Origin of the sequence: Natronoarchaeum sp. GCM10025703, from assembly GCF_042661985.1 — an archaeon.
Classification (GTDB): Archaea; Halobacteriota; Halobacteria; order Halobacteriales; family Natronoarchaeaceae; genus Natranaeroarchaeum.
In genome coordinates, this window is record NZ_JBHSZF010000001.1 from 2,892,643 (window position 1) to 2,907,791 (window position 15,149).

The 15,149-nt window shown below is 64.2% G+C and carries 14 protein-coding genes and 2 pseudogenes; 3 read left to right on the plus strand and 13 right to left on the minus strand.

Annotated elements, in window-relative coordinates; all coding sequences use genetic code 11:
- Nucleotides 1-14 precede the first annotated feature (14 nt).
- Both ACFQH2_RS16200 and ACFQH2_RS16205 read right to left on the minus strand, forming a co-directional pair.
- Entirely contained in the window at nucleotides 15-2,231 is a 2,217-nt protein-coding gene (locus ACFQH2_RS16200) for a transglutaminase TgpA family protein (protein WP_377055383.1), read from the minus strand.
- Nucleotides 2,228-2,788 (minus strand): DUF58 domain-containing protein, encoded by a 561-nt coding sequence (locus ACFQH2_RS16205; RefSeq protein ID WP_377076927.1) that lies wholly within the window; start codon nucleotides 2,786-2,788, stop codon nucleotides 2,228-2,230. Before ACFQH2_RS16205 ends, ACFQH2_RS16200 begins: the two co-directional genes overlap by 4 nt.
- Before the next feature lie 134 nt (nucleotides 2,789-2,922).
- Here ACFQH2_RS16205 and ACFQH2_RS16210 point away from each other — a divergent pair, with 134 nt between their 5' ends.
- Nucleotides 2,923-3,234 (plus strand): hypothetical protein, encoded by a 312-nt coding sequence (locus ACFQH2_RS16210; protein ID WP_377076928.1) that lies wholly within the window; start codon nucleotides 2,923-2,925, stop codon nucleotides 3,232-3,234.
- 64 nt (nucleotides 3,235-3,298) lie between these two features.
- Here the strand turns inward: ACFQH2_RS16210 and ACFQH2_RS16215 are convergent, their stop codons facing one another.
- From ACFQH2_RS16215 to ACFQH2_RS16240, 6 genes and pseudogenes are all read right to left on the minus strand, one after another.
- Entirely contained in the window at nucleotides 3,299-4,282 is a 984-nt protein-coding gene (locus tag ACFQH2_RS16215; protein ID WP_377055387.1) for an AAA family ATPase, read from the minus strand.
- Between the two features lie 113 nt (nucleotides 4,283-4,395).
- Nucleotides 4,396-4,614 carry a hypothetical protein gene (locus ACFQH2_RS16220; protein WP_377055389.1) on the minus strand — a complete coding sequence of 73 codons (219 nt, stop codon included), beginning with the start codon at nucleotides 4,612-4,614 and terminating at the stop codon, nucleotides 4,396-4,398.
- Entirely contained in the window at nucleotides 4,614-5,804 is a 1,191-nt protein-coding gene (locus ACFQH2_RS16225) for a hypothetical protein (protein ID WP_377076929.1), read from the minus strand. Before ACFQH2_RS16225 ends, ACFQH2_RS16220 begins: the two co-directional genes overlap by 1 nt.
- Nucleotides 5,805-6,154: 350 nt before the next feature.
- A pseudogene (locus ACFQH2_RS16230) lies at nucleotides 6,155-7,968 on the minus strand (ribosome biogenesis/translation initiation ATPase RLI).
- Between the two features lies 1 nt (nucleotide 7,969).
- A complete protein-coding gene (locus ACFQH2_RS16235) occupies nucleotides 7,970-8,281 on the minus strand; it encodes a hypothetical protein (protein WP_377055395.1) in 312 nt (103 codons plus the stop codon).
- A gap of 150 nt (nucleotides 8,282-8,431) precedes the next feature.
- On the minus strand, nucleotides 8,432-8,989 hold the full coding sequence (locus tag ACFQH2_RS16240; RefSeq protein ID WP_377055397.1) for a DoxX family protein: 558 nt from the start codon (nucleotides 8,987-8,989) through the stop codon (nucleotides 8,432-8,434).
- A gap of 222 nt (nucleotides 8,990-9,211) precedes the next feature.
- Between ACFQH2_RS16240 and ACFQH2_RS16245 the strand changes: the two genes are divergently transcribed.
- Nucleotides 9,212-9,493 (plus strand): MarR family transcriptional regulator, encoded by a 282-nt coding sequence (locus ACFQH2_RS16245; RefSeq protein WP_377055399.1) that lies wholly within the window; start codon nucleotides 9,212-9,214, stop codon nucleotides 9,491-9,493.
- Between the two features lie 301 nt (nucleotides 9,494-9,794).
- The gene (locus ACFQH2_RS16250; protein WP_377055401.1) at nucleotides 9,795-10,277 is read left to right on the plus strand and encodes a DUF7384 family protein; all 483 of its coding nucleotides are present in this window, start codon (nucleotides 9,795-9,797) and stop codon (nucleotides 10,275-10,277) included.
- On the opposite strand, the gene ACFQH2_RS16255 is transcribed toward ACFQH2_RS16250, so the two are convergent.
- From ACFQH2_RS16255 to ACFQH2_RS16275, 5 genes and pseudogenes are all read right to left on the minus strand, one after another.
- A complete protein-coding gene (locus tag ACFQH2_RS16255; RefSeq protein WP_377055403.1) occupies nucleotides 10,278-10,817 on the minus strand; it encodes an XTP/dITP diphosphatase in 540 nt (179 codons plus the stop codon).
- 38 nt (nucleotides 10,818-10,855) lie between these two features.
- Nucleotides 10,856-11,131, minus strand: a complete 276-nt coding sequence (locus ACFQH2_RS16260) for a DUF5808 domain-containing protein (RefSeq protein ID WP_377055405.1) — start codon at nucleotides 11,129-11,131, stop codon at nucleotides 10,856-10,858.
- A 280-nt stretch (nucleotides 11,132-11,411) separates the two neighbouring features.
- Nucleotides 11,412-12,929 (minus strand): hypothetical protein, encoded by a 1,518-nt coding sequence (locus ACFQH2_RS16265; RefSeq protein WP_377076930.1) that lies wholly within the window; start codon nucleotides 12,927-12,929, stop codon nucleotides 11,412-11,414.
- Nucleotides 12,926-13,641 (minus strand): annotated as a pseudogene (locus ACFQH2_RS16270) (ABC transporter ATP-binding protein). Before ACFQH2_RS16270 ends, ACFQH2_RS16265 begins: the two are co-directional and overlap by 4 nt.
- Nucleotides 13,642-13,894: 253 nt before the next feature.
- Nucleotides 13,895-15,037 (minus strand): thiolase family protein, encoded by a 1,143-nt coding sequence (locus ACFQH2_RS16275; protein ID WP_377055409.1) that lies wholly within the window; start codon nucleotides 15,035-15,037, stop codon nucleotides 13,895-13,897.
- Nucleotides 15,038-15,149 lie beyond the last annotated feature (112 nt).

A 15,149-nucleotide genomic window follows, 5' to 3' on the forward strand; every position in this document is an offset into this window, starting at 1 on the left:
AATGTCGAATATACTCACTCGAACAGACGCCGAAGCCGACTGCGCTCCGCGACGAGTTCGTCGACGAGCTGGATCGCCTCCCTGGCTTCGTCGGACGTAATCGTCCCGCCGTACCGGGCCCGTTCGTGGATCCGTGCGACCCGTTCGACCCGTTCGTCGACATCGTCGACCGATGTGAGGTACTCCCGATGCGTTTCTGCGGGGTCGCGGTCGCTGTGTTCCCCGGCGAGCAGCAGTTCGAGGCGGAGGAACGCCCGTTCGACGTCGGATTCGGGGTCCCCCGTCTCACCCTGCCAGTGTAGCTGTGCGGTCCGCTGAGCCCGGTCGACGTAGCCCGCGCGGTGTGCGCCAGCGGCCACGCCGAAGAGCACGACGAGACTCAGTACAATCGTCTCCCGGGAGGGGAGCGGAACTATCGGTTCGTCGTCCTGTGACTGGTACGCGTCGGCTCCGGACAGCCCATCGGTTGATGCGTTCTCCGGAGTCTGTGAGAGGGTCTCCTCTGACGACCTCTCGTCTTCCCCACTGGGGTCTTCCTCTTCGACCGGTTCGTTCTGGCTATCGTTGGTGTCGACCTGGGGGTTCCCTGCGGCGCGTTCGTCCTCGATCCGATCCGAGCGGGTGCTATCACGTGGGCCGCCCGGCGTCGGATCGAACGTCACCCACCCCTCATTGGGGAAGTACACCTCCACCCAGGCGTGTGAGTTCAGGCCGCGGACGACGTACTCGTCATCGCCGACAGACTGCCCGGTGGAGTAGCCCGTCGCCATCCGGGCAGGGATGCCCTCGGACCGAAGCATCACGGCCATCGTCGTCGCGTAGTAGGTGCAGTAGCCCTGATTCATCTCGAATAGGAAGCCGTCGGCGATGTTGCCGTCGGGCCGGTCGACGTCGAGCGAGTAGTCTTTCTCCCCTTCGAGATACTGTTCGATGGCGACCGCGGAGTCGTACGGGTTGTCAGTGTTGGCCGTGATGTCGCTCGTTAGCTGACCGACTCGCTCCGGTTGGTCGCCCGGTAGCTGTAGATACCGGTCTTCGATACCACTGGGATAGTCCGTCCCTGCCTTGCGAAGTTGGTCCGGTGAGGCGTCCGGCCGTTCGCTTCGGATACCGTAGCTGTCCCCTTCGAGGAGCGTCCGACTGGTCACCACGCCTCCGTTTGCGGTCACTTCGGTCTGGTCGGCGATGCCGCCACGGACTTCCGTCGGCTGGTTCGCCGCGGGCATTGCACTCGTCTGGGCTTCGACGCGGTAGCTCTGGACGAGCGTTTCGGTCGACCCCGGCGGCCCGCGCAGCGGCCCATCGTAGCTTTGCCTTCCGCCTGACCGGACCCAGCTGTCGCCGGTGAACGTGTCGTAGGTGCCGACGCGCCAGTTGGCCGGTTCGTTGCTCTCGACGGTGAACCGAACTGACGGCGAGAGGTCGACGCTACCCTGCACCTGTACCTGATCGGGTGAATTCATCAGGCTCCCCTCGACGGTGTCGGCGTCCCCGCCGTTCTCTAACCCGCCGAGCGATCCGGGGCTGTCGAGTGCCAGCGGCGACCCGCTCCCGTCGGGAACGACGCTTACCGAGAGCGAGAACACGAGCATGAGAACTATCACCACGACGAGGACGTCTAGCTGCCGGAACGAGCCATCCCGCCGATCGAGTTCCCCGAACCCTACCGCGCTGGCGGCGGCGAGAACCCCGATCAGTGTTGTTTGCGCCCCGACGTCGCCGGTGAGCACGAGCGCCAGCAATGCGACACTGCCGACGGCCGCACCGCCGACGTATCGACCGCGGACGGCAAGATACCACGAGAGGAAGACGGGTGCTGGCGCGGTTCCCGCCGCCCACACCTCGGCATCGGCGATCTGGACCATCGACAGTCCGGTCAACAGCGACACGGCGTCGTTGAGCAGGACGTCCCACGATCCGATCACCGTCTGGATCGTCCCCGGAGACATCGCCAGATACCAGCCGTAGCCGACCACCAACAGTCCAGCCGCGAGCAACATTGCGGTCCGTTCGGCGACGAGTTTCGCGAGGATGGTGGCGACGAGAAGCGACACGAGCACCGTCGCGAAGACGTCCGATGAATCGTCGACGATGATCGCGATATCTCGTAACACCGTGGCGTACGATGCCGTGAGCACCAGAATCGAACCCAGCGCCAGATACCGATATATCGAGCCGATACCCAGGCCGCTCGGCATCCAGCCCGCTATCCCGGCGTCGGTCGTACTCACGGTGCCACCTCCCGGGACTCCCCGGCGTCGAACCGGGTGGCGCTCTCGCTGGGAATGGGATCGCTGTATCCGACCCGGTCGCCGCCCTGTGTCGCGACGATGTCGCCGAACGGTGCCGCCACGTGGTCCATGCTGACCGTCACGTCCCCGTCACCGCTGACAAGCAGGTCTGCACGGTCGAGGGCATCGTCGTCCGGCGTTCCGTCGGAGAGCCGAGCGAGCGCGGCCAGTACCGCTCGTCGGTGCGTTGGTCCCGTGTCGGGTTCGATCGTCTCTGTTGGCATGGTGAGACCGACCTCGAAGCCGTCGTCGAGGAGGTAGACCGCGATGCTGGCGGCCGCCACAGCCACTTCGTCAGGATCACCCTCGGCGACGTCGACGGCGATCCGAAGGGTCTCTCGCGTCCGGTTATCGACGTACTCACCGACGAGGAGGCCATCGTCCGGCTGTTTTGCGCTCGACTTCCAGTGGACGTCGCGGAGCATATCGCCGCGCTGGTACTCGCGCAGGTGAGCGAACTCGTCGGAGCCGTACTGCTCCGTGACCGTGGAGAACACACTGAGTCCGGTCGATCCAGGATCGAGACGATAAGCGGGGGGTACACGAGGAGACTGTCGGTCATCTCGACCTGAAACCGTCGGGCGAACAGTCCCAGCACGTCGGTCGTCTCGACATCGAGCGGCCCGATCCGGTGTTCGCCCCGTTTTGTGAGGCGGAGTTCGTACGAGAGCGGCCCGGCACCGATGGTCGTCGTCTGCCGGTTCCCGGTGGCATCCAGCCCCGGTCCGACGTGATCGTGGATCGTCGCCGCGGTCGGCGAGCCGGAATCGAACGTGAGTTCGACGGACCGGGTGGCACCGACGCCCCCGGGCTTTGGCATCTGCCGTTCGATCTCCGGGAGACCGCTGAGTTGTACCTGCAGGGCCGCGGCCACGAGCGCGACGACTACCGGGCCGACGACAGCGTCAAGCGACCGGGGGCCGAACTCGGCGGCCATGTATAGCCACGTCGGGACGAGTGCCATCAACACCCCACCCCGGCGCGTCGGCCTCATCGGAGCGCCCCCGTCATTCCACCGGCACCGTTGCCAGTGCGTCCTCGACGACCTCCGCGGCGGTTCGGCTGCCGTCTCCGGTACGGATCCGGTGTGAGAACACGGCCGGCGCTTCGGTCTTGAGGTCGTCCGGGAGCACGTAGCCGCGCCCCGAAAACGCTGCCCGTGCCTGTGCGCTCCGGAGGAGCGAGACCGTTGCACGGGGACTGGTGCCAAGTTCTGCATTCTCTCGCGTGTACGTGGCGAGGCGGGTCGCGTACTCCCTGATCGGCGCCTCAATGGTCACTTCGGCAACGGCCTGGCGTGCGCCGACGAGCGTCGCCGTGTCGGTGACAGCGGAGAGCGATTCGATCGGATGCGTCCCGACGACCCGGTCGAGCATCTCGACTTCGTCGTCCGGGTCGGGGTAGCCCAGTTGGAGCTTCTTTGTGAAGCGGTCGACCTCGGCCAGCGGCAGGTCATAGGTCCGGTCCGGTTCGACCGCGTTCTGCGTCGCGATGACGGTGTAGGGCTGCGGAAGCGGGCGCGTCGTGCCGTCGACGGTTACCTGTTGCTCCTCCATCGCTTCCAGGAGCGCGCTCTGGGTCTTGGGCGGTGCCCGGTTGATCTCGTCACCCAGTACGACGTTGGCGAACACCGGCCCCGGCTGGAACTCGAACTCGCGGCTCTGCTTGTTGAACACGTTGACGCCCGTGATGTCGGCCGGGAGCAGGTCAGGCGTGAACTGGACCCGTTTGAACTGGCAGTCGACCGAGCGGGCGATCGACCGGGCGAGCATCGTCTTCCCAACACCGGGGACGTCTTCGAGTAACACGTGACCGCGGGCAAGTATCGTGACGATGACGTGTTCGATCACGTCGTCCTGCCCGACGATCACCCGTTTCACGTTGTCGACGACAGACGTAGCAAGCGAGTTGACATCGTCGACCGGGACCGGTTTCGTTTCGACAGAGGATCGAGGCGGCTCGAATACGTCGGGAGAGTTAGCATCCGTCATTGTTGTGCGATGGTCCCTCCGCGACTGCAACCGCCGAGTCGCGGATAGAGCTATGACAAGATGCGGCTCCAGCAGTGAAAATCTTTGTGACGGTTACCGGGGCGAAACGAGCGTTAGATCTGCTCTACGAGGTCACAAACAGCGTCAGCGTCCGCGACGATAAACGCGTCCTCGTGGAGGGCGTCCTCGTCGGCAGGGAGGAAGAGCCGCTGGTCGCGATCGGACCGCTCGACGGAGACGATGTCGAGTTCCGTGGATTCATAGCCGAGGTCTTCTGCCGCATCGGGATCCATCCGGAGGCTTTCCCACTCCTGTCGTGATGTTCCGTCCATTATTGCTCACCTACCGGCTCGACAGCGACCGGCGTTGCTTTCTCACAGGTCAGGCCGCGACAACCGGTTCCGTCACCGAGGTCGTTGGACGTGTCGCCATCACCGGTTATATGGAGATTATCCGATTCCCAGTCACCGCCAAGGTGGCCGACCGCCGTGGCATCGCCCTCGTTGTAGACGCGAGTATCTTCGATCACGCCGCTGCCACCCCCGTCACGCGGGTTGACCTCGATCGGCGCGTACGGCAGTTCGCTGTAGACGTCACAGTTCTTGATCGTAATATCGTGACCCTTCCCGTCCGTTCCCTCGCGGACCCAGATGCCACGCATATTGACGCTCCGACTGGAGCCCCACTGCTCGCGCTGCTGGTCGGTGAGTACGACCGTCGCGCCGTCAACTGTCGAGTTCGACCCGCCGACGCGGATGTTCGCGATGTTGTTGTTCCGGTAAAGGCCACCGATCACGTTGACCTCGCCATTGTTTCCGCTGGAGCCACCCGGTGCGCTGCCATAGACGCCATTGTCAGTGAACGCTTCCATCCAGCAGTCTTCGAGGGTTACGACACCAGCGTGTTCTGGCCGCACGAACACGCCCTCCCCGTTGTCGTTGCTGCCGTCGGGTCGAGCGACGCGACGGAGCGTCACCTCGTCACCATCGTGTGCGCGGGCAGTGATGTTACCGTTACCGTCAGCGACGCCCCGCCAGGTGATGTTGTCGACCAGAACGTCACCGCCGTTGGCGGCGATCACTTCCGAGAACGTGTAACCGTCGCCGTGGTCGAACACCACGTCGCCGAACTCGCCTTCGCCGCGGACTACGAGGTCGGCGTAGCCGGAGCCATGACCGCGGGTGAACGCTCTCGTGGAGTAGTCGTACGTGCCCGCGGGGACAATAATCTCCATCCCGTCGTCGATGTAGTCCGATAACCACGCACCGGCGTCGTCGCCTTCCTTCATTCCTTCCTCGCCGAGGTGAACGACGTTCGGGTCGTCCACGTCAGGCTCGTCTTCCACACTGAATCCGCCGGTCGGTTTCGGTGTCAGAGTATCTTCCGAAGCTTTCAGATCGCTGGACCGACCGAGTAGAGCCAGCGTACCGAACAATAGGCCGCCGCCGCCAGCACCAGCGAGCCAGGAACGGCGGGTAAGGCCAGTCGAGCGTGATTCGTCGGCTTCGGTGTCATCTACCATACTCGGGTAGGGTTGGAGTAGCATAAAGGGGCTTTTCGCAGGTTACCGACTCGTTATCCGAACCATCACGTTTTATACTATTTTTTAACTACTGATAGCTGCTATCTGATTGCGGCTAACTGACACGATCAGTGACAGGTACCTATCAGGACAGCGGTGCGTAGCCACCGCGCGAAATAGTAGCTTATTCTGAGTATGGTGTGTTTATTGTTACCATGGTTCAGAGGGGATCTACCGTTACTATATTGTTTAGAGTACCGGCGCTCGGTCGGAAGCGGACCACAAAAAGCGGGGTAAACTGCCGTATACCGCCAGTAAGCTCTCCCTTCCCAAGGGCTGGGAGAGTCGGTTCAGACTGAGTAGTAGTACTCGCCGTCGCGTTTCTGTTCGCGGTCGAGTTGGCTGTCGGGCTTGTTGATCCGCGGGCGCCCGACGCGCCCGTCGCGGCGGAACGTGATCTCCAGGTTCGCGAGGAACTCGTTCATGCCCGACCGCATCGCCTGTGGTTTTCCGGCGTGACCGTGCTCGGCCGGTTCGCCGTCGAACACCATCAGCCGATCGGCCAGCAGATCCATCATGTATATGTCGTGATCGATGACCATGACGGTCGCGTCCTGTTGCTCACCGTACCGACGGATCGCGCTCGCCGCCTGCACCCGCTGTTCGACGTCCAGGTGCGCCGAGGGCTCATCGAGTAGGTACAGATCCGCCGAGTCCGAGAGACAGGCCGCGATAGCTACGCGCTGGCGCTCACCGCCGGAGAGGTCGGTGAGGTTCTGCTCCATGATGCGTTCGAGCTGGAGCGGCTGAGCGATCTCCGTGTCCCAGTACGAGGAGCCGAACTTGTCGGTGATCGACGAAAGGAACGCGTCGACCCGCATCGGCTGGTCAATATCGATATACTGCGGCTTGTACGAGATATCGAGCGAGACGTCGAGGTCGCCCTCGTCCGGTTCCAGCGAACCGGCGAGCATCTTCGCGAAGGTCGACTTTCCGATCCCGTTCGGACCGACGACTCCCAGCACCTCGTCCTTGCGGATCGTTCCCCCTCGACGTCGAGAGTAAACTCGCCCTCGCCGTAGCTCTTGGAGAGATCCGGATACTCCGTGAGCGTCTGGGCGTTGTTGACCGGGCGCGGGGCGTGCTCCTCGAACTCGATCGGGTTCGGCCGGATCCGCATGTTCTCGTTGTCGAGATAGCCGGAGAGATACTCGTTGATGCCGTTCCGAACCGACTTGGGCGACGTCACGACACCGTACGCGCCCGGGGACCCGTACGCGATGTGGAGCGTATCCGCGAGCAGGTCGAGGATCGCCAGGTCGTGTTCGACGACCAGCATCGACTTGTCTTCCTCCTCGGCGAGTTCACGGACCAGTCGGGCGACAGTCATTCGCTGGCCGATGTCCAGATACGGCGTGATCTCGTCGAGGAAGTAAAAGTCCGCCTCTCGCGCGAGACAGGCCGCGATGGCGACTCGCTGAAGCTCTCCGCCGGAGATACTATCGATATCCTGATTCATCACCGGGCCGATATCCATCCGGTCGATCAGGTAGTCGAGTTCCCCGCGCTCGTCCGTGTGTTCGAGCAGTTCGCGCGTGTTCCCGTCGAACTGGCCCGGGATCTCGTCGACGTACTGGGGCTTCCGGGAGACCTCGATGTCGCCGTCGCGCACGGCGGCGATGTAGTCCTGAAGCTCCGATCCCCGATACCGTTCGAGGACGTCGTCCCAACTCGGCGGCGACTCGTGGTTCCCCTGGTTGGGGACCATCTCGCCCGCGAGGATGCGGACGGCGGTCGTCTTCCCGATCCCGTTCGGACCGAGGATCCCCGTGACTTTGCCGTCTTCGGGGACCGGCAGGCCGTACAGCGAGAACGCGTTCTCCCCGTAGCGATGGGCCGGTTCGTCATCTAGCTCCTGTGGGAGATTGATGATCTCGATGGCGTCGAACGGGCACTTGTCGACGCAGATGCCACAGGTCTCGCCAAGACAGATCTCCTCGGAGATGTGAACCTGCTCCGGTTGTCCCTCCCGCGCTTCCTCGCCGCGGAGCGTGATACACTCCTTTCCGGTCCGGTTCGGCGGGCAGTAGTTCTTGCACTCGTAGTTACATCGATCCGGCTGACAGCGCTCCAGATCGACGACTGCGATACTGTCGTCCGCCATCTCAGAGTGAGAAGCCGGTCGTCAGCATGATGCCCCACGAGACGAACCAGAAGGCGAAGGTCATGAACGCGACGTACAGGTAGTCTTTCACGCCGCCGTAATCGTCGAAGCCGAGGAGGTCGTAGAGGGGTATCTGTGCGATGATCGCGACGACGACGACAACCTGGGCCATGCGGTCGCTCGCGGCCTCCGCGCCCGTCCCGCCGATGTACAGCGAACCGAACGCCGCGGCCACGCCGGCAAGCGCGGTGATGGTCGTAATCGTCACCGCCCGTAGGTGTTCAGCCTTCGGGCTGGCAGTTTCGGTCGACATATTTCACTATTCGGGCATCACCGGTAAAAAGGAGTTCGTTCCACTGCTATCGTTCAGTCAGGGTCGATACCGCGCGACTGCCGCAATCGAAAACGGCATCGTCGACGGCTACGCCGTCGTTTCTGGCCGTGGATCGTCGATTCCCCCGATTCAGCCCATCAGGTAGCGCAACACGGGGAACGTCTCGATCAGGGGGTCGCCACCCACCTCGAGTTGTTCGAGGTACCTGTCCACTCCGAGGATCCGGCCCGCGCCGAAGGCGGCGACCGCCAGGAACACGACGGCGTAGGTCAGCGTCGAATCGAACAGCGCCAGAAACTCACCTGCCCAGCCGCCCAGGTAGAACGCCATCATCTGGACGCTGCCGAAGAACGCCGCCAGGCGGACGAACGCGCCAGTGATCAGCGCGATGCCGATCAGCAACTGGCCGACGGGCACGGCGATGTTGACGACGTCCATCACGAGCGCGCTCTCGGCCATCGCCGCGTAGAGCCCGCTAACGGGGCTGGCCGGGTCGACGCTGTGGACGAGATAGCCAGCCGCATCGAACGGCCATTCGCTGACCTTGCCCAGACCGGCGAACAGGATCATACCGCCGATGACGAGTCGGAGCGCGACGACGAACCACGCGCTGAGCGCGTGGGGTTGGCCGTCGAGGTCGATTCCGGCGAACTGGCCTTCGAGTCGGTTTTTGCTGTTAGTTGACATCGTGATCTACCGCTTACAACTACAGCTTGCCCGGCACCCCTATTGAACTGTAAAAGTGGTTCTCATACGTTTGGAACGGCTTCGTAGCCGGGTAGGATCTACTTACACTGTCTCGGGGCCGTGAGGACTGTTCCGTGGAGAGCCAGTAATCTGTTGCAACGCCGCGGTCACCCGGGGGTAACCCCTCAATCTTTATGCCTCTGGACCAACCTGAGTATAACGATGGCTGGCACTGATGGGGAAGATATCGAAGACCTCCCGCCGAGCGCAAAACTCGTTTTCAAGGTACTAGAGTATGACGGACCCCTGACACAAAAACAGATCGTCGAGGAATCAATGCTCTCAGCGCGAACCGTTCGTTACGCTCTGGAACGGTTAGAAGACATCGGTATCGTCGACGAGGACGTCTACTTCGCCGACGCAAGACAGAGCCTCTACGAGATCGACGAGGAAGCCATGATGCGCGCAGAGAGTTCCGCTGAACCCGGAGCCTGCGCGGAGTAACGACAGTTCTGACGGTAGTTCGCTAGAACTGGGCCGTCTCGCGCGAGGGGAAGAGCAGTGTGGGGTGCGCGATGGGAAGAGCGGTACTCGGACGCACCCATCCGATAGCTACTCGCACCGATAGTTAAAGCCCCGTCAGACGGTCGTATGACGGCTGTAGGGCAGGCCGATCCGTTTTTGTCGGGCGACGCCGTTACAACAGCCATGAACTGGTCGGAGCTATTCGAGCGCGGCGAGCGTTGGACAGTCGAGGAAAGAGAGCTTATCGAAGCGCTCGCCGACCGTCGAGCGGAGCGTGCCGATGACTGACCGGGAGACGACAGTCGATCCCGCGAGCGTCGTCGCGGATGCGGACGTGCTGGCCGCCGACCTCCTCGTTGGCGGCGCGGCACGGGAGGCCCTCGATCACGTCCGATCTCACTCCTGGGTCGAGTTGCTCGCGAGCGACCCGCTCGTCGACGACGCAGCGGCGCTGATCGAGCGGTTCGCGTCCGAGAAGTTAGCGCGAGACTGGCGCGACCGCATCGAGCGCGAGCGCGTCCGTATCGAGCATCCGACGGGGGATCACCCGGCACTGGCCAGCGCGTACCGCGGGCAGGCGGCACATGTTCTCTCCTTCGATGAACAGTTGGGGAGCGTCCAGACCGGTGCGTCCCTGCAGGGGCACGTCTCCATGAGCGTCCGGCATCCGAAGGCGTTCGCCGCCGTCTTCGATCCCGAGAGTCTGTACGGGGCGCTTCACGAGGGAGAGTATCCCGGTCCAGACAGTGATCCCCGCGCCTGATCAGGCCTGCTCGGCCAGCCAGTCGGCGAACGTCGATAACGCCCGTGCGCGGTGTGAGATCGCGTTTTTCTCTTCGGTCGATAGCTCCGCAAGGGTCCGGCCGTCGTGCTCGAAGATCGGATCGTAGCCGAACCCGCCGTCGCCACGCGGCGGGACGATCCGCCCACGGAGACTCCCCTCGAACGTCTCGACGGTCTCGCCGTCGCAGTAGCCCAGTACGGTGCGGAAGGCGGCACGGTGGTTCTCCTCGTCATCGACGAGTCGCTGGACGCGCTCGATCCCGAGCGTGTCGTCGACGTACGCAGAGTACGGTCCCGGGAAGCCGTCGAGCGCCTGGACGAACAGCCCAGTGTCGTCGACCAGCACCGGCTCGTCGCCGTCGATCTCGCGATGCGCCTCGCGTGCGCCCCGTTCGACGATTGCGCCGAGGTCGTCGCTCTGGATCTCCGTGTAATCGTAGTTGACCTGTCGAACCGCCTCGGGCAGGTACTCGCGGGCCTCGCGGACCTTGCCCTCGTTGCTGGTGACGAACTGGATCATACCCGCCGGTCGGAGGCCCCGGGGAAAATAGGCGTCGGTTAGTCGTCGTCGACGATCACTTCGACCGGCTCTTCGTCGGCATCGCCCTCGCTCTCGTCGCCGCCGCGTTCGAGCCAGAGCAAGACACCGGCAACGGCCAGCACAACCCAGGAGCGCCAGTTGGCCAGATTCAGCGTGTAGCCGATGCCAAACGGCTTCTCGACCAGCATTCCCTCGCCCGGCTCCCAGTACGAGGAAAGTAGCCGCCGCATGTTCGGTCGCTCGAAGTTGTACGGTACGCCGAGAATCTCGCCGGACGTCGGTTTGTCGGCCATACGAGATGTTAAGAGCGGGGGCGTAATCAACGTTAGTGTCTAGCGAACAGTCGATACGAACTGGAGTACGGCGTGGTGTATCGAGCACCTGCACAGGCCAGCGCCGTAGCAGCAGCGTCAGCGCATGGGCCGGTTGGAAGCGTGATCGTATATAAACCTGTGAGCGGCTGCTCTATCGGCCCTCACTCGCCGTACTGGTGTGACTCGAAGGTCCGGACGGCATAGCGATAGGACAGGCCGCCTGCGAGCATCGATACCACGAGAGTAACGACGCCGCCGCTCACCACAGCGATGGGAGCGATGTTGGCAGTCGCGCTCTGGAGCAAGAATGCCCCGAGTACCGGTACGCTGCGAGCGCGAGCACGAGCGAGTAGGCGAACACGGCGTAGACGTGGGGCGTCGTGAGGCCCGCGCTGTCGGCGGGGCGAAGCCCGTCGAACTCGGGGAGCCACGCACCGATGCCGACCGAGACCCCCACGAAGGCGACGGTGAGGATGGCGGCGAACAGCCCCATCGCAACCGTTGCGACGGGCGAAGCCGTCACGCCGAGGGTCGCGAGAGCGACGAGAACCACGACCGGGAGCACGCCGACGAGGGCGGCCGAGAGCACGTACCCGCGAACGAGGTGACGCGGTCCGCCGGGCGTCGTCATCGTGACCGGGAGGGTACGGCCCTCGTTCCCGAGGGGGTTGAGGGTCGCACCCGCTCCGACGGCACCGGCACCGTAGACGGCGACGAGAACCGGGATGGACGCCGGCGCGGTGGCGGCGAGTTCGATCCCGATGACCAGCAGCAGGACGAACGGCAGGAAGACGTACAGCAACGCTTGTGGTGCCCGAACGGTCCGGCGCCAGACGGCGTAGATCACGGCCCTGGTGGGGCGAGAGAGCCAGGTCGTGGGCACTCTTTCGAGCAGTCTGGGCGACTGGTCGGTCGTCGGGGATCGGGCCGACGACTCGACCGAAGCCGGAGCGACCCCGTCGCCGAGCCACGCCCGCTCTGCGAGGTGCGCGCTGGTCCACCACAGCGAGACGCCGCCGAGCGTCGTCCCGAATAGCGCCGCACCAGCGGTCGTGACGCCAGTCCCCGTCGCCGCCGTCATCGGGATGTCGGCGTACCAGCCGATCGGTAGCCCGCCGAGAACTGCGCTCGCCCGGCGACTACCGACGAAGAGCCCGAAGTACAGCGCCACGAGCGGAGAGCCAACGAGGACCCGATGCTCGCGGACGAACGGCGAGTAACTGGCGAGCGCGAGTCCCGCAAGGCCAGCGGTGTAGCCGACCGCGGTCGCAGTCGAGGCGAGCGCGAACGCAGCGAGCACGAAGAGGACGCCGCCGAGCACCGATTCGCTCCCGGACGCGAACGCGATAGCACCGGCAAGCGACGCGACCGAGAGAAATCGACCCACTTTGAGTATCTTCGAGAGCAGGTCGCCGGCGACGAGTGTCGGAATCGGGACGGTCGTCAGCAGTCCGTCCGCCTGCTCGCGCCAGTCCTGAGCCTTCATCGTCCAGAGCATGGTCACCAGCGTGACGATAACGAAGACGATACCGACGAACCCGCGTGCGGCGACGAGCGCGGTCCCCGGCGACTCGCTGGCGGCGACCTGTCCGTAGTGATACGCGCCGGGTTCCGGATAGAGGCCGACCCCGGGGACGCGTCCGACGACGACGAGCGTGACGAACACGACGAGAAATAGCTCGAAGAAGATCCGCCAGGGCTGTTCGCGTTGCTGCCGAGCATGACGCACCGCCTCGGTTCGAGCGATCCTGACGGCCCGTTCGAGCGCCCGCCTCATAGGGGCGTCCGACCGCTCTTGTGTTCGTCGGGTGCTTCGCCGTCACGCGTGATATCGAGGAAGACGTCTTCGAGGCTCCCGTCGTCCTCTCCGTCGGCCCGCTCCGCTTCTGCCCGGGTTTTCAGGCCCTCGGGCGTCCCCTCGGCGACGAGGCGACCGTCGTAGAGCACGCCGACCGTGTCGGCAAGGTCGTCGACGACCGGCAGGATATGCGTCGAGAGGAACACCGTCATCTCGCGGCTCGCGAGGTCGGCAATCGTCTCGCGCATGGTTCGGGCTGCACGGGGGTCGAGCCCGCTCGTCGGTTCGTCGAGAAAGACCACGTCGGGTTCGTGCAGGACGGCCTGAATGACGCCGACCTTCTGGCGCATCCCCTTCGAGTAGGCGTCGATCCGCTTGCCGGCGTCCGCCGCGAGGTCGAACCGGCCCAGCAGTCGGTCGATCCGCTCGGTCGCGACCTCGTCCGGCATATCGCGGAGCCCGGCCACGTACTCTGCTGTTCGCGCCCGGTTAGCTCGTCGTACAGCGGCGGCTCCTCCGGGAGATAGCCGATATGCGGCGTGACGCTGTCGCGCTCGGTGATCGGCTGACCGGCGACGCGAGCCTCGCCCGCAGTCGGTTTCGTCAGCGTCGTGAACATCCGCATCGTGGTCGTCTTGCCCGCGCCGTTCGGGCCGAGAAAGCCGTAGACGTCGCCCTGCGGGATCGACAGCGAAAGGTCGTCAACCGCCGTCATGTCGCCGTAGCGCTTCGTCAGATCGTGCGCCTCGATGGCGGGAGTGGTCACAGTGTGAAAGCGGTACGATGTCGAGGTGTAAAACCCTGCTTACGCGGTCTGGGCGCTCAGGGACGCTCGAACTCGATCGCCGCTCCCTGTCACGACCACCTTTTCTCTCGGCCGTCGCGCTCGCGATGCTCGCGCTCGGCCTTGCAAAAGCTGGGCCAAAAAGTCCAGGCCGATCAGCTCAGGGACGCTCGAACTCGATCGCCGCTCCCTGTCCGAAGCCGACACAGAGCGTCGCAAGCCCGCGGTCGGCGTCGCGTTTTATCATCTCGTGGACGAGCGTCACGGGCAGGCGCGCGCCGCTGGCTCCGAGCGGGTGCCCGATGGCGATTGCGCCGCCGTTGACATTGAAGATGTCCGGATCGATCCCCAGTTCGTCGCGTGCGTAGACGGTCTGGCTCGCGAAGGCCTCGTTCAGTTCCACGAGGTCGTAGTCCTCGATATCCCGGTCGGCGCGGTCGAGGAGGCCACGGGTGGCAGGAACGGGACCGATCCCCATCACCGTCGGATCGACGCCGGCGACGTTGTTGGTGCCGATTTCGACGAGAACGTCGAGGCCGTGCTCCTCGGCAAAGGCCTTGCTGGTCACGAGCGTCGCCGACGCGCCGTCGCTGACCTGCGAGGCGTTGCCCGGCGTGACCGTCCCGTCGGACTTGAACACGGTCGGGAGTTCGGCGAGTTTCTCCAGCGAGGTGCCCGGGCGGATCCCCTCGTCCTCGGTGACGAGACCGTCCTCGGTCTCGATGGGGACGATTTCGTCGTCGAAGCGCCCGGACTCGGTCGCCTCGTGGGCGCGCTGCTGGCTCTGCAGGGCGTACTCGTCCTGTTCTTCACGGGAGACGCCGTACTCTTCGGCGACTTTCTCGGCCGTCATCCCCATCTGGAGTTCGCCGATGTTGTACAGTTCGGCCAGGCGCGGGTGGACCTTGTGGGTGTTCTCGCCCATCGGGACGCGGGACATCGATTCGACGCCGCCCGCGATCAGGGCGTCACGGTTGCCCGCGGCGATGGCGTCGGCCGCCGAGATGACCGACTGCATCGAGGAGGCACACCAGCGGTTGATCGTCGTTGCGGGGACGGATTCGCCGAGCTCCGAGAGCAGGGCGATGACCCGTGCTACGTTGTTGCCCTGCTCGTCGCGTTGCTGGGCACAGCCCCACAGCAGGTCGTCGATGTCCTCGCCAGTGAGACCGCTCTCGGCGAGGATGTGGTCGATCAGCGGGACGGACAGATCCTCGCTTCGTACGTCGGCGAAGACGCCGTCTTCTTTCCCCTGGGGTGTGCGATACGCCGCGGCGATGACTGGAGTCGTTTCGTCGGACATGTATCTGCAATAGTCGTTAATGAACTTAAAAACACGTAGAACTGGAAGGGGTCACTCCCGGAGTTCACCGAGAGGGACGGCATCACCACGTTTATATTCGATACCGAACCAG

What these genes read in the sequence shown, in the direction of transcription:
- ACFQH2_RS16235 (WP_377055395.1), bottom strand. Translation starts at nt 8,281, where the DNA reads ATGTCGACCGAAACTGCCAGCCCGAAGGCTGAACACCTACGGGCGGTG.
- ACFQH2_RS16240 (WP_377055397.1), bottom strand. Translation starts at nt 8,989, where the DNA reads ATGTCAACTAACAGCAAAAACCGACTCGAAGGCCAGTTCGCCGGAATC.
- ACFQH2_RS16215 (WP_377055387.1), bottom strand. Translation starts at nt 4,282, where the DNA reads ATGACGGATGCTAACTCTCCCGACGTATTCGAGCCGCCTCGATCCTCT.
- ACFQH2_RS16245 (WP_377055399.1), top strand. Translation starts at nt 9,212, where the DNA reads ATGGCTGGCACTGATGGGGAAGATATCGAAGACCTCCCGCCGAGCGCA.
- ACFQH2_RS16220 (WP_377055389.1), bottom strand. Translation starts at nt 4,614, where the DNA reads ATGGACGGAACATCACGACAGGAGTGGGAAAGCCTCCGGATGGATCCC.
- ACFQH2_RS16225 (WP_377076929.1), bottom strand. Translation starts at nt 5,804, where the DNA reads ATGGTAGATGACACCGAAGCCGACGAATCACGCTCGACTGGCCTTACC.
- ACFQH2_RS16265 (WP_377076930.1), bottom strand. Translation starts at nt 12,929, where the DNA reads ATGAGGCGGGCGCTCGAACGGGCCGTCAGGATCGCTCGAACCGAGGCG.
- ACFQH2_RS16260 (WP_377055405.1), bottom strand. Translation starts at nt 11,131, where the DNA reads ATGGCCGACAAACCGACGTCCGGCGAGATTCTCGGCGTACCGTACAAC.
- ACFQH2_RS16275 (WP_377055409.1), bottom strand. Translation starts at nt 15,037, where the DNA reads ATGTCCGACGAAACGACTCCAGTCATCGCCGCGGCGTATCGCACACCC.
- ACFQH2_RS16250 (WP_377055401.1), top strand. Translation starts at nt 9,795, where the DNA reads ATGACTGACCGGGAGACGACAGTCGATCCCGCGAGCGTCGTCGCGGAT.
- ACFQH2_RS16255 (WP_377055403.1), bottom strand. Translation starts at nt 10,817, where the DNA reads ATGATCCAGTTCGTCACCAGCAACGAGGGCAAGGTCCGCGAGGCCCGC.